The organism is Actinomadura sp. ATCC 39365 (assembly GCF_054392275.1).
On record NZ_CP184335.1, the window covers coordinates 10,663,526 to 10,675,027 of the forward strand.

At 73.8% G+C, this 11,502-nt stretch carries 12 protein-coding genes; 3 read left to right on the forward strand and 9 right to left on the reverse strand.

Annotated elements, in window-relative coordinates:
• Nucleotides 1-67 precede the first annotated feature (67 nt).
• The 7 genes from ACNF49_RS50925 to ACNF49_RS50955 form a co-directional block, all read right to left on the reverse strand.
• Nucleotides 68-1,156 (reverse strand): LLM class flavin-dependent oxidoreductase, encoded by a 1,089-nt coding sequence (locus tag ACNF49_RS50925; RefSeq protein WP_357970560.1) that lies wholly within the window; start codon nucleotides 1,154-1,156, stop codon nucleotides 68-70.
• Nucleotides 1,153-2,187 (reverse strand): LLM class flavin-dependent oxidoreductase, encoded by a 1,035-nt coding sequence (locus ACNF49_RS50930; RefSeq protein ID WP_482942165.1) that lies wholly within the window; start codon nucleotides 2,185-2,187, stop codon nucleotides 1,153-1,155. Before ACNF49_RS50930 ends, ACNF49_RS50925 begins: the two co-directional genes overlap by 4 nt.
• A complete protein-coding gene (locus ACNF49_RS50935; protein WP_482942166.1) occupies nucleotides 2,184-3,353 on the reverse strand; it encodes an LLM class flavin-dependent oxidoreductase in 1,170 nt (389 codons plus the stop codon). The genes ACNF49_RS50930 and ACNF49_RS50935 overlap by 4 nt, the downstream gene beginning before the upstream one ends.
• Nucleotides 3,350-4,672, reverse strand: coding sequence for an NtaA/DmoA family FMN-dependent monooxygenase (locus ACNF49_RS50940; protein WP_482942167.1), 1,323 nt, complete (start codon nucleotides 4,670-4,672; stop codon nucleotides 3,350-3,352). The genes ACNF49_RS50935 and ACNF49_RS50940 overlap by 4 nt, the downstream gene beginning before the upstream one ends.
• Nucleotides 4,669-5,580 carry a glutathione S-transferase C-terminal domain-containing protein gene (locus tag ACNF49_RS50945; RefSeq protein ID WP_482942168.1) on the reverse strand — a complete coding sequence of 304 codons (912 nt, stop codon included), beginning with the start codon at nucleotides 5,578-5,580 and terminating at the stop codon, nucleotides 4,669-4,671. The genes ACNF49_RS50940 and ACNF49_RS50945 overlap by 4 nt, the downstream gene beginning before the upstream one ends.
• Complete coding sequence (locus ACNF49_RS50950) at nucleotides 5,577-6,095, reverse strand: flavin reductase family protein (RefSeq protein WP_357970548.1); 519 nt, start codon at nucleotides 6,093-6,095, stop codon at nucleotides 5,577-5,579. Before ACNF49_RS50950 ends, ACNF49_RS50945 begins: the two co-directional genes overlap by 4 nt.
• Nucleotides 6,096-6,442: 347 nt before the next feature.
• Entirely contained in the window at nucleotides 6,443-7,783 is a 1,341-nt protein-coding gene (locus ACNF49_RS50955) for a lanthionine synthetase LanC family protein (protein WP_482942169.1), read from the reverse strand.
• Between the two features lie 111 nt (nucleotides 7,784-7,894).
• Between ACNF49_RS50955 and ACNF49_RS50960 the strand changes: the two genes are divergently transcribed.
• Nucleotides 7,895-8,440: a copper chaperone PCu(A)C gene (locus ACNF49_RS50960; protein ID WP_482942170.1), complete on the forward strand. Its 546-nt coding sequence runs from the start codon at nucleotides 7,895-7,897 to the stop codon at nucleotides 8,438-8,440.
• Here the strand turns inward: ACNF49_RS50960 and ACNF49_RS50965 are convergent.
• Entirely contained in the window at nucleotides 8,426-9,028 is a 603-nt protein-coding gene (locus ACNF49_RS50965) for a TetR/AcrR family transcriptional regulator (protein WP_482942171.1), read from the reverse strand. The genes ACNF49_RS50960 and ACNF49_RS50965 overlap by 15 nt on opposite strands.
• Nucleotides 9,029-9,095: 67 nt before the next feature.
• Between ACNF49_RS50965 and ACNF49_RS50970 the strand changes: the two genes are divergently transcribed.
• Both ACNF49_RS50970 and ACNF49_RS50975 read left to right on the forward strand, forming a co-directional pair.
• Nucleotides 9,096-10,127 carry a saccharopine dehydrogenase NADP-binding domain-containing protein gene (locus tag ACNF49_RS50970; protein ID WP_482942172.1) on the forward strand — a complete coding sequence of 344 codons (1,032 nt, stop codon included), beginning with the start codon at nucleotides 9,096-9,098 and terminating at the stop codon, nucleotides 10,125-10,127.
• Complete coding sequence (locus tag ACNF49_RS50975; protein WP_482942173.1) at nucleotides 10,124-10,972, forward strand: NAD(P)H-binding protein; 849 nt, start codon at nucleotides 10,124-10,126, stop codon at nucleotides 10,970-10,972. The genes ACNF49_RS50970 and ACNF49_RS50975 overlap by 4 nt, the downstream gene beginning before the upstream one ends.
• 34 nt (nucleotides 10,973-11,006) lie before the next feature.
• Here ACNF49_RS50975 and ACNF49_RS50980 read toward each other — a convergent pair whose 3' ends face one another.
• Nucleotides 11,007-11,495, reverse strand: a complete 489-nt coding sequence (locus ACNF49_RS50980) for a winged helix-turn-helix transcriptional regulator (protein WP_357970534.1) — start codon at nucleotides 11,493-11,495, stop codon at nucleotides 11,007-11,009.
• Nucleotides 11,496-11,502 lie beyond the last annotated feature (7 nt).

The window sequence follows — 11,502 nt, forward strand, 5'->3', positions numbered from 1 at the left end:
AGGCTACAGCATGCGCGCGACCGAAACCACCAGGGGTTTCGGTCCGAGCGTCAGAGGCGTTTCCGGGTCACGGGCGCGCCCAGGCTTCGGCGAGCAGTTCGTAGGAGCGCACGCGGTCGGCGGGGTCGTGGGTGATGGTGGTGACCAGCAGCTCGTCGGCCCCGGTGACCCGGCGCAGCACGCGCAGCCGCTCGGCCACGGCCTGCGGCGTGCCGACGAACCGGGTGTCGATCCTGTCCTTGACCAGCTCGCGGTCGGCCTCGGACCAGACGTGCCGGGCCGCCTCCCGCGGCGTCGGGTACGGCATCGCGCCCGCCCCCGTCCTGATGCTGCGCACCCACAACCCGTACGGCGAGGCCAGCTCGCGCGCCCTGGCCTCGTCCTCGGCCACCACCGCGTCGGCCGACACGATCACGTACGGCTCGGCCAGCTCGTCCGACGGCTTGAACGCCTCGCGGTACGCCTCCACGGCCTCCAGCACACTGGAGGGGCTGACGTGGTAGTTCGCCGCGAACGGCAACCCGCGCTCCCCCGCGACCCGGGCGCTCTGCCCGCCGCTGCTGCCCAGGATCCACACCTGCACGTCGGCCCCCTCGCCGGGCGTCACGTGCGCCTCGTGGGTCCCGTCGAGCAGGGCCAGCACCTCGTCGATCTGGTCGGCGAAGTCGGGCGTCACCGCTCCGGGCTGCTGGAGCAGGCCGGCCTGGAAGGCCAGGCGGGGGATCCTGGCCAGCCGCGACCAGTCGAAGGGCGGCGGAATGAGCAGCCCGTCCACCACCCTGGCCTCCTTGCTCGCGGGACGTGCGGGAGCCGGCTCGGCCCCGCGCCGCCCCGAGCGCCCGATCCCCAGATCGAGCCGGCCCGGATGCAGCGCATCGATGATCCCGAACTCCTCGACCACGGACACCGGCGTCCGGTGGCCGAGCTGCACGGCTCCCGAGCCGACCCTGATCGTCGAGGTGGCCGCCGCCACCAGGCCGATCAGCACGGCGGGGGCCGAGCCGGCCACGCCCGGGGCGAAGTGGTGCTCGGCCAGCCAGTAGCGGGCGTAGCCGAGCTGCTCCGCGCGGCGGGCGAGCTCGATCGTGTCGCGTAACGCCTGGCCCGCGGTGCCGCCCGAGCTGATGGGGGCCAGGTCGAGGATGGACAGGCTCATGACGCGCTCCTCGGGAACGGGCGGCTGGGGATCTCCGCGCGCAGCGCCGGCGCGATCTCGGCCTGGAACAGCTCCAGCGTCTCCCGGTGCTGCCCCGGCGTCAGGCCGTCGGCGTCGGCGGGCAGGTGCATGACCTCGTGCCCGAACCGCTTGTGGTAGCGCAGCACCTTGTCGATGATCTGCTGCGGGCTGCCGACCAGGATCGAGCCGCGCTCGATGGCGTCCTCCAGGGTGGGGAAGACCGGCTGCACGCCGGCCCGCCGGAACGTCTCCAGGCGGGCCTGGAAGATCGGCCGGTATTCGGCGATGGCCCGCTGCGAGGTGCGGGCCGCGTAGTAGCCCGCGCTGCCCGCCCCGACCAGGGCGTCGGCGGGGTCGTGGCCGTGGTGCGCCCAGCGTTCGCGGTAGTGGTCGATCAGCTCGGCGTAGGGCTCGATGGGGTTGGTGACGTTGGCCGAGAACAGCGGGTCGCCGTGCCGGGCGGCCAGCTCGACCGACTCCTTGCTGGTCGCGCTGCCGTGCCAGACCCTGATCGGCCGTTGCAGCGGGCGCGGCCAGGTCTCGGCGCCGGTCAGCGCGGGGCGGAAGCGGCCCTGCCAGGTGACCCGGTCCTCCCGCCACAGGCGGCGGAACAGCTCGTACGACTCGCGGTTGCGCTCCCACTGGTCCGCGGCGGTGACGTGGAAGAGCCTGGCCTGCGCCGCGCCGTTGCCCTTGCCGACGATCAGTTCGAGCCGGCCGCCGGACAGGTGGTCGAGCGTGGCGTAGTCCTCGTAGGCGCGGACCGGGTCGAGCAGGCTCAGCGTGGTGACCGCGGTGAACAGCCTGATCCTGGACGTCCTGGCGGCGATGTGGCTGAGCACGACCGGGGGCGAGGAGGAGATGAAGGGCCGCTCGTGCCGCTCACCCACGCCGTAGCCGTCGAAGCCCAGTTCCTCGAAGAGCACGGCGTTCTCGACGACCTCGCGGAATCGTTCCGTGGGTGACCGGCCGTCGCTGTGGACGATCAATGTGATGCCCAGAAATTTCATGACACCTCCGCGTACCTGCTCGCCGGGCGCGGCAGGCCGAGCAGCCCGCGTAACGTCCGGGCCTCGTACCCGCTCCTGAAGGCCCCGCGCCCGCGCAGCTCGGCCGTCAGCTCCCGGCTGATCCGCTCCAGGTCGTACGGCACCGCCCCCGGCCGCAGCCGGAAGCCCTCGATCCCGGCCCGCCGCCACTCCAGCAGCAGGCCGGCCAGCTCCCCCACGCCGCCGGCGAAGATCGCCGCGTCGGAGGTCAGTTCGGCACCGTCCAGCTCGTCGAGCCGCGCCTTGCGCCGGGCCGCGTCCGGGCCCAGGAAGACGAGCAGGTCGGCGAAGATCCGCAGGTGGCCGGAGAGCCCCCGGAGCTCCTCGACGATCTCCCGCGCGTGCTCGGCCGAGTGCGGCGTGACGAAGACGACGTCGGCGCCGCCCGCCGCGAACTCGTACGGCAGCCGCGCGTGGGCCAGCGCGGCCACCACCGGCTGCCCCTGCGGCGACCTGGGCGTGATGGACGGCCCCCGCACCGAGAAGAAGCCGCCCTCGAAGTCGATGTGGTGGAGTTTGCCGCGGTCGACGAACCGGCCGGTGGCCACGTCCCTGATCTCGGCGTCGTCCTCCCAGCTGTCCCAGAGCCGCCGGGCCACCTCCACGGCGTCGGCGGCCTCGGCGAACAGGGCGCGGACGTGCGGGTCTGCCGACAGGTCCACCCCGCCGGGCCGGTTCAGCACCAGGTCGAGCGGGGCGAACCGGCGGCGGCCGAAGTGGGCCGCCTCGCTCGCCCGCGCCGAGACCTGCGGCCGCCAGCCGGCCCGGCCGCCGCTGACGTGGTCGAGGGTGGCGATGCCGATGGCCACGTGGAACGGCTCGGTGTGCGTGATGGTGGCCGTCGGCACCAGGCCGATCCGGGTGGTCAGCGGCGCCAGCCGGGCCGCCAGCAGCACCGCGTCGAACCGGCCGCGTACCTGGTCGGTGCGGTCGTCGGGGCCGTCGGGCCGGGTGGACTGCAGGCCCAGGGCGTCCTCGATGGTGACGAAGTCGAGCAGCCCGCGCTCGGCCTCGGCGACCAGCCCCGCCCAGTGGCCGGCCGAGAAGAGCCGCGGGGCGGGGGCCGCGCGCCAGGCGGCGGGGTGCCAGCCGGCGCCGTCCAGCGCCACGGCCAGGTGCAGCGTCATGACAGCTCCAGGTGCTCGCGCAGGGTGGTCCCGGTGTACTCGGCGCGGAAGACGCCGCGTTCGCGCAGCGCCGGCACCACCCGGTCGACGAACTCGTCCAGCCCGCCGGGGGTCAGGTGCGGGACGAGGATGAAGCCGTCGGCCGCGCCGGCCTGCACGTGCTCGTCCATCTGCCGGGCCACGCCCTCGGGGGTGCCGACGAACGTCTGCCGCCCGGTGACCTCGATCACCAGCTCGCGGATGCTCAGTCCCTTCTCCGCGGCCAGCGCCCGCCATTTGGCCGCCACCTCGGCGCGGTCCTTGATCGGCACCCGTCCCTGGGAGACGCCTCGCGACAGGTCCGGCTCGACGTCGGGGAACGGTCCATCGGGGTCGTGGGCCGACATGTCCCGCCCCCACACCTGCTCCAGGAACGCGATCGCGGTCTGCGGCCCGACCTGCTGCCGCCGGATCCTGGCCGCGTTCTCGGCGGCCTCCTCGTCGGTGTCGCCCAGCGCGAACGTCACGCCGGGCATGATCTTGAGCTGGTGGGGCTCGCGGCCGTACCGGGCCAGGCGCGACTTGACGTCGGCGTAGAAGCGTCTGCCGTCCTCCAGCCCGCCGTGCGGGGTGAACACCACGTCGGCGTGGGCGGCGGCGAACTCGCGGCCGTCGTCGGAGTCGCCGGCCTGGATGATCACCGGGTGTCCCTGCGGGGAGCGCGGCAGCGTGAACCGGCCCTCGACGGTGAAGTGCCTGCCCCGGTGGCTGACCGTGCCGATCGCGCCCTCCCGCAGGAAGCGGCCCGTGCCCTGGTCGGCGAGCACGGCGTCCGGCTGCCAGGAGTTCCACAACTCGCGCGACAACCGGACGAACTCCTCGGCCCGCCGGTACCGGTCGGCGGGGTCGAGGAAGCCGCCGCGGCGGAAGTTCTCGCCGGTGAAGGCGTCGGAGGTGGTCACCACGTTCCAGGCGGCCCGGCCCTCGCTCAGGTGGTCGAGCGTGGACAGCCGCCTGGCCAGCTCGTACGGCTCGTTGAAGGTGGCGTTGACCGTGCCCGCGAGCCCGAGCCGCGAGGTCACGGCGGCCGGGGCGCTGAGCACGGTCAGCGCCTCGGGTCTGCCGGCCACGTCCAGGTCGTGGATGCGGCCCTTGAGCTCGCGCAGCCGCAACCCCTCGGCCAGGAAGAAGAAGTCGAACGTGCCGCGCTCGGCCGTCCTGGCGAGGTGGACGAACGAGGCGAAGTCGATCTGGCTCCCCGATCGCGGGTCGGACCACACGGTGGTGTTGTTCACGCCGGGGAAGTGCGCGGCGAGGTGCACCTGCCTCCTGCGCGTCACCGGCCCCGCCCGTGCGGCGTGTCCCAGGCGGCGGGCAGGCCCTCGATGGTCTCGCCGAACGCCGGGCGCTGGTAGAGGTCGCGGGCGTAGCCCCAGAGGTGCTCGAAGTCGGGCAGCTCGCGCTCGCTGATGAGGTGCTCGCGGTTGTGCAGCGCGTCGAACCTGGCCAGCGTCACCCACAGCCGCACGTCGGCCTCGGTGATCGTGTCGCCGGTCAGGAAACGGCGCTCGGCCAGGCGTTCGTCCAGGCGTTCCAGGGCCGAGACGACGCGGTGGCGCTCGTCCTCGCGGGCGGCCTCGGTGCCGGCGGGGGCCACCCGGGTGACGCCGGTGTTGACGTCGTGGTAGATCCACGCGTTCAGCTTGTCGATCTCGGCGCGCAGGTGCTCGGGGTAGAGGTCGACCGAGGTGTCGGCCCACTTCTCGAACTGGGTGGCCAGGTCGATCGTGATGTCGGGGAAGTTGTTGCTGACGATCCTGCGCCGCGCCCTGTCCCAGAGCACGGGCACCGAGATGTGGCCCGGGTAGCCCTTCTCGGTGGCGTCGTAGGCCTGCTCCAGGAAGGCGAACCCGTTGACCGGGTCGGGCCCCCTGCGCTCCCTGAAGGCCCAGCCCCGGCCGTCGCGCTCGTCGTCCACGTACGACAGCGAGACGACGTCCTCCAGGCGCTTGAGCTTGCGGACGATCGCGACGCGCTGGGCGTAGGGGCAGGTCCAGGCGGCGTAGAGGTGGTAGCGGCCGGGCTCGGCGCGGTAGCCGCTGGTCCCGTCGGCGGTGACGCGGTCCTGGAAGGGGTAGACCGGGCGGTCCCAGCCGGCCGACAGGTGCAGGCGGCCGGGGCCGTAGCGGCCGTAGGCGATCCGGTCGAGCGGGCCGGCGTAGACCGGTGTGCCGGTGGTGGCGGTCACAGGTTCTCCTGGTGGGGTAGGAAGCGGCCGAACCGGCCCTGGTGGTAGAGCAGCGGACGGCCGGCGCTGTGCGTGGCCGCCTCGGCCACCAGGCCGACGACCAGCACGTGGTCGCCGACCTCGACGGTCTCGTACGGCAGGCAGATCAGGTGGGCGGAGACGTCCTGGAGCAGCGGCGCGCCCAGCGGCCCCGCCCGCCACCGCGTGGGCGCGGCGAACCTGTCCACCCCCTTGCGCGCGAACCGCGCCGCCAGCTCGGCCTGGTCGCTGGCCAGGATGTTGACCGCGAAGTGGTCGGCCCCCTGCAACCACGGCCAGGTGGTGGAGGACTGGTCCACGTAGAAGGAGACGAGCGGCGGGTCGAGGCTGACCGAGGAGAACGAGGTGGCGGTGAGCCCCACGGGGATGCCCTCGCTCTGCGCGGTGATCACCACCACTCCGCTGGCGTGCACGGCGAGCGCCTGGCGGAACACGTCGGCGCCGACGGCCTGCTGGTCGGGCAGGGTGTCGGTCATGCGCCGGCCTCCGCTCGGTACGGGCGGACGGGTCTGATTGCGATCACGGAAAGGCTCCTCACGGGAGAGAGGGCGTGCTCACGCCGCTCCCGGCGGCCGGGCCGGGAGCGCCGGGAAGGGGGCACGGAGGGGTTCGTCAGCGGAGGCGTGGACGGCGTCGGCCACGCTGGAGCGCTCAGGGGAAGGCGGGCGGCTGCTGGTCCGTGATCAACGACACTGGGCGCTGGCGACGTGGCCGAAGTCCACGTGCGGGCGCCTGGTCAGGAGAGTGCCCTGGCTCATGCCAACGACGCTAGGCCGCCGCGAGCCTCAAGTCAATATTCCCTACTGGTTTTAAAGGGAATACCTTATTGGGATGAATCGCGAAGTTTGGCGGGCGGCACCGGGATCGCCGGGAAGGGGTTGTCCGGCAGCAGGATGACCCGGCGCGCCTGCCGGGGCTGCATGGCGGCGTCGAGGTGGAGCAGGGCGGCCCCGATGCCGGCCGCGCCGACCATGTACCCGGTGTCCGCGCTCACCTCGCCCGGCCGCAGCCGCCGGTACGCCTGGTACCAGCGGAACCCCTGGCCGTCGTGGTTGTCGCCACGCCCGATGAGGTGCCCGGCGAGCACCTGGGCCTGCGCGAGGCGGGCTTCGTCGCCGGTCGCCGCCCACAGGCCGACGAACAGTTCGAGCAGCCCGGCCGCGCCGCAACACTGGCAGGCCACGTTCCAGAAGCCGTCGGTCTGCCGGAGGGGGGCGCCACTCTCGACGACGCCGTGCGCGAGCCGTTCGACCCAGTCGAGGTGGCCGGGGTCGCCGGTGACCCGGTACAGCTCGTAGAACATCCGCGCGACGCCCGCCGAGCCCGAGCAGAAGCCCAGGTAGTGCAGCTCGCGCCCCTGCGGCACGTGGTGCGGGACGACGGCGCACCTGCCCGCCACCGCGCTCACCTCGCGCACGAAGCCCGCACCGCGGGCGGCCGCCTCCAGGAAACGCCGCTCGCCCGTGACGCCGTAGAGCCTGGCCAGCAGGAAGGCGGTGCCCGCCGTGCCGGACAGGAAGCCCGGGGTGACGGCGTCGAGCGGCAGGTCGGCGCAGTCGCCGAAACGATGACCGGGCACGGCGAGCCCGGCGATGCGCTCGCCCGCCGCCACCGCCGTCTCCTCGTAGCCGCGCACGCCGAGCGCGGCGGCGGCCTGGAGCAGCCCGAGCACGATCCCGCCGTCGCCGCGCTGGGCGGGCTCGCGCGTCCAGCCGGGGCCGCCGTCCAGCGGGCGGGCGGCGCGGACGATCGTGTCGGCCACCGCGACGGCCTCCTCCTCGAAGACGCCGTCGCCGAAGGCCCAGCCGGCCTCGACGAGCGCGACGAGCGTGCCGGTCAGGCCGTGGTAGAGGGTCAGGTCCGCGCGTTCGCGCCAGGTGGCGGCCAGGTAGCGGGCGCCTCTGCGGGCGTCGTCCAGGTACGCCTCGTGGCCGGTGGCGGCGGCCAGTTCCAGGAAGAACAGCACGATGCCGGCCGCGCCCGCGTACAGGGAGGCGGAGTCGCCGGCGGCGGCCGACCTGCCGCGGGGGTCGGGGTTGGCACGCCAGTGGCGGCCTCTGCCGTCGTCGACGGCGGCGGTGCGGATCCAGCGGCCCGCCATGATCGCGGCGGTCAGCGGAGTCTCGGCGCGCTCACTCGGCGAGCGGGTCCGGTCCAAGCCCATACTCCATTCTCCCACACTTCCGGTAGGAAAATCGGCATTTTCCCAAGGGGTTCGCCTCCATCATCGCGGGTAACGGAACGGTGACGTCGAGTATCGAACGGGGAGGGCGTCGTGAAGCGTCCCATCATCTGTGCCGCGATCCTGGCCCTGGGCGTCACGGGCTGCACGAACGCCGGATACGACACGGGCCAGCACCTGCCGCAGAACGACGGCGGGAACGCCGACGCCAAGGGCGTCCTGCACGTGCGCAACGCCCACCTCCGGGCCGCTGCCGGCCAAGCGGCCACCCCGTCCTCGCCCGCCGCCGAGCAGGCACTCTACGCCGTGCTGATCAACGACGGCCACAAGCCCGACCAGCTCCAGCAGGTCACCGTCGACGGCGGCGGCTCGGTGCAGCTCTCCGGCGCCGCCGCCGCCGAAATCCGGCCCGGCGAGCCCGTGGGCGTCAACGACCAGCCGCTCGGCACGGTCACCGGCGTACGCGGCACCTCGGTGCCCATGACCTTCACCTTCCGCGACGCCGGGCCCGTGCGCGTGTTCGTGCCCGTGAAGCAGAACGCGAGCCAGGCCCCCGCCGGTTCGGCCGGCCCCGCGACCACCCCGGCGGCGCCGGGCCACGCGCCGCCCCACGCCCCCCGCCACTCAACCCGCCACTGACGGCCGCAGCGCCGACAGCAGCCGGTCCAGCTCGGCGGCGATCAGCGGCAGGTCGGCGTCCGGGTCGGCGGAGCGGGCCAGCAGCATGCCGCCCTCGCAGACCGCGCCGAACACGAGCTGCGCGCGGGCGGGCACGTTCCCGCCCTCGATCCGCCCGCTCTCGGCGGCCCTGCGCAGGCCGCCGAGCAGGACGCGCAGCAGGTGGTCGTACTCGATCTCGCGGGCGGTCTCCCAGCCCAGCACCGAGGGCGCGTCGAGCAGCACGATCTGCCGGAAGCCCGGGTCGAGGCAGTGCTCCAGGAAGGTGCGCAGGCCCCGGCGCAGCGCCGCCAGCGGGTCGTCCTCCTGGGCGCCGGCGTGCTCCAGGGCCGCCGCGACCTCGGCCAGCTCGCCGGTGAACGCCGCCCGGAACAGCGCCGGCTTGCCCCCGAAGTGGTGGTACGCGGCCCCCTTGGTCACCCCCGCGCGGGCGGCGACGGCGTCGATCGAGGTGTCGGCGTAACCGTTCTCGCCGAAGAGCCGGCGCGCGGCGCCCACCAGCCGCGCCGTCGTCTCGTCCGTGCGTTCTGCCTGGGTACGGCGGCTCATTGACTTCCATACTCCTAGTACGTATGTTCGAATCACGTACCAGAAGTATGGAACATGGAGGCCGATCGTGTCCTCAGAACCCATCGCCGTCTACGGAGCGAGTGGTCATACCGGACGCCTGGTGGCGACGGAATTACGCGCCCGCGGCCTGGAGGTGATCCTGGCCGGCCGCGACGCCGCCAGACTCAAGGCCGTCTCCGACGAGCTCGGCGGAGCCCGCGTGCACGAGGCCCCGCTCGACGACACCGACGCCCTGCGGGCCCTCACCGCCGAGGCCGGCGTGCTGGTCCACTGCGCCGGGCCCTTCACCGACACCGGTCAGCCCGTGGCCCGCGCCGCGGCGGCGTCCGGCTGCCACTACGTCGACCACGCCCTTGAGCAGCACCACACCAAATGGATGTTCGACACCATGTCCGCGCCCGCCGCGGCCGCGGGCATCACGATGATCACGGCCATGAGCTTCTACGGCGGCATGGGCGACCTGCTGGCCGCGGCCGTGTCCGCCGGACTGACCGGCATCGACCGGGTGACCAGCGCGTACGCCGTGTCCGGCTGGCGGCTGACCACCGGCGCACGGCAGACCGCCGAGCTGCTGTTCGCCGACACCCGCCGCATCACCTTCAGCGACGGCGCCCAGCACGTCGGGTACGTCGAGCCGCGCAACGCCGTCTTCCCCTTCCCACCGCCGCTCGGCCCGCGCACGATGATCGCGCCGATCCCGTCGTCGGAGGTCGTCACCGTGCCCAGGCACGTGCCGGCCCGCTGGGTCGAGGCTCAGCTCACCGCGCACACCTTCGAGGAGGAGGGCGCGTTCACCGGCGAGGCCGTCGACCCGGAGACCAGGGCGGGCTCGGAGTTCACCGTGGCCGTCCAGGTCGTCACCGCGGACGGCGGCGCGGCCGGCCGGATCACCGGCCGCGACCTGTGGCGGCTCAGCGCGCTGGCCTCGGTCGAGGCCGCCGTGCGGCTGGCCGGCGGGCAGGGGCCGGGGGCCGGCGTCTTCGCCCCGGCCGAGGCGTTCCCCGCCGAGCCGTTCCTACGCGATCTCGAAGCGCTCGGGCTGCTCAGGCTCACCCTGCCGGGAAGGAGCGGACGATGATCCTGGTCACGGGCGCGGCCGGCGGCCCCCAGGGCGGCACCGGCAGGCAGGTCGCCGAGCAGCTTCTCCAGCGCGACCAGGCCGTGCGCGCCTTCGTGCACTCCGACGACGAGCGCGCCGGCGAGCTGCGCAAGCTCGGCGCGGACGTCGTCGTCGGCGACCTGCGCGAGATCAGGGACGTGCGGTCCGCGATGCGCGGGGTGCGGCGGGCGTACTTCACGTATCCGGTGACGGCCGGGCTGCTCGACGCGACGAGCGCGTTCGCGGCGGCGGCCAGGGAGGAGGGCGTCGAGCGGGTGGTCGAGGTCTCCCAGCTCGACGCCCAGCCCGAGGCCGGGACGCCGCGCATGCGCCGCCACTGGCTGGCGGAGCAGGTCTTCGACTGGGCGGGGGTGGGCGCGGTGCACCTGCGCGCGGCGGTCTTCTTCGAGAACCTGGCCGTCGTGGCGGACGCGTACGGCGAGCTGGCCCTCCCGCTGGGCCCGCCGGACACGCTGATCCCGCTCGTCGCCGCCTCCGACGTGGCGCGAGTGGGCGCGGGCCTCCTGCTGGACCCCGCGCCGGCCGACCCGGTGTGCCTGGTGACCGGCCAGATGGCGACGGCCGCCGAGGCCGCCGACGCCCTCGGCGTGCGCTACGCGGACCTGCCGCCCGAGGAGTGGGAGCGGCGGGCGCACGACGTGTACCGCGACCCGTACGCCGTCGAGCACCTGACCCACCTGTGGGCGATCTTCCGCTTCATCGGCTCGGGCGACCACCCGCTCTACCGGGTCACCGAGAGCATCGAGCGCGTCGGCGGGCGTCGTCCGGTGACCATCGGGGAGTTCGCGGCCGGCCGGCGCTGATCCCGTCCTCGCGGGCCCGCCTCCACCAGGTCGGTCAGCGCAGGCCCGCGAGCACGCCGCGCGCGACAGCCTCCCGCCCGGCCTCCTCCTCGGCCGCCGCCGCCTGCTCGGCCGCCACCCGTACGTCGTAGGCGGCGCGGGCCGTGGCGATCTCGCCCTGGTGCTCCTCGGTCCAGGTGACCAGGGCGCGGATGGTGGCGTGCAGCGTGCCGCCGAGTGGCGTCAGCGCGTAGTCCACGCGGGGCGGCACGGTCGGGTGGACGGTACGGCTCACCAGGCCGTCGCGCTCCAGGTGACGCAGGGTCCTGGTCAGCATGCGCTGGCTCACGCCCTCGATCATGCGGCGCAGCTCGGTGAAGCGCAGGCTGCGCCGGTCGAGCAGCGCGATCACCTGGAGCGACCACTTGTCGGCGATCCGGTCGAGGATCTGCCTGACCTCGCAGTCCTCCCGCTGGTCCCATTGCAGCACGTCGTAGTCGGTATCCCCGCAGTGACCGAGGGACATCGAAGTTCCGTCTTCCATGGCTCCT

What these genes read in the sequence shown, in the direction of transcription:
- ACNF49_RS50975 (WP_482942173.1), top strand. Translation starts at nt 10,124, where the DNA reads ATGATCCTGGTCACGGGCGCGGCCGGCGGCCCCCAGGGCGGCACCGGC.
- ACNF49_RS50925 (WP_357970560.1), bottom strand. Translation starts at nt 1,156, where the DNA reads ATGAGCCTGTCCATCCTCGACCTGGCCCCCATCAGCTCGGGCGGCACC.
- ACNF49_RS50930 (WP_482942165.1), bottom strand. Translation starts at nt 2,187, where the DNA reads ATGAAATTTCTGGGCATCACATTGATCGTCCACAGCGACGGCCGGTCA.
- ACNF49_RS50955 (WP_482942169.1), bottom strand. Translation starts at nt 7,783, where the DNA reads ATGGGCTTGGACCGGACCCGCTCGCCGAGTGAGCGCGCCGAGACTCCG.
- ACNF49_RS50935 (WP_482942166.1), bottom strand. Translation starts at nt 3,353, where the DNA reads ATGACGCTGCACCTGGCCGTGGCGCTGGACGGCGCCGGCTGGCACCCC.
- ACNF49_RS50950 (WP_357970548.1), bottom strand. Translation starts at nt 6,095, where the DNA reads ATGACCGACACCCTGCCCGACCAGCAGGCCGTCGGCGCCGACGTGTTC.
- ACNF49_RS50965 (WP_482942171.1), bottom strand. Translation starts at nt 9,028, where the DNA reads ATGAGCCGCCGTACCCAGGCAGAACGCACGGACGAGACGACGGCGCGG.
- ACNF49_RS50980 (WP_357970534.1), bottom strand. Translation starts at nt 11,495, where the DNA reads ATGGAAGACGGAACTTCGATGTCCCTCGGTCACTGCGGGGATACCGAC.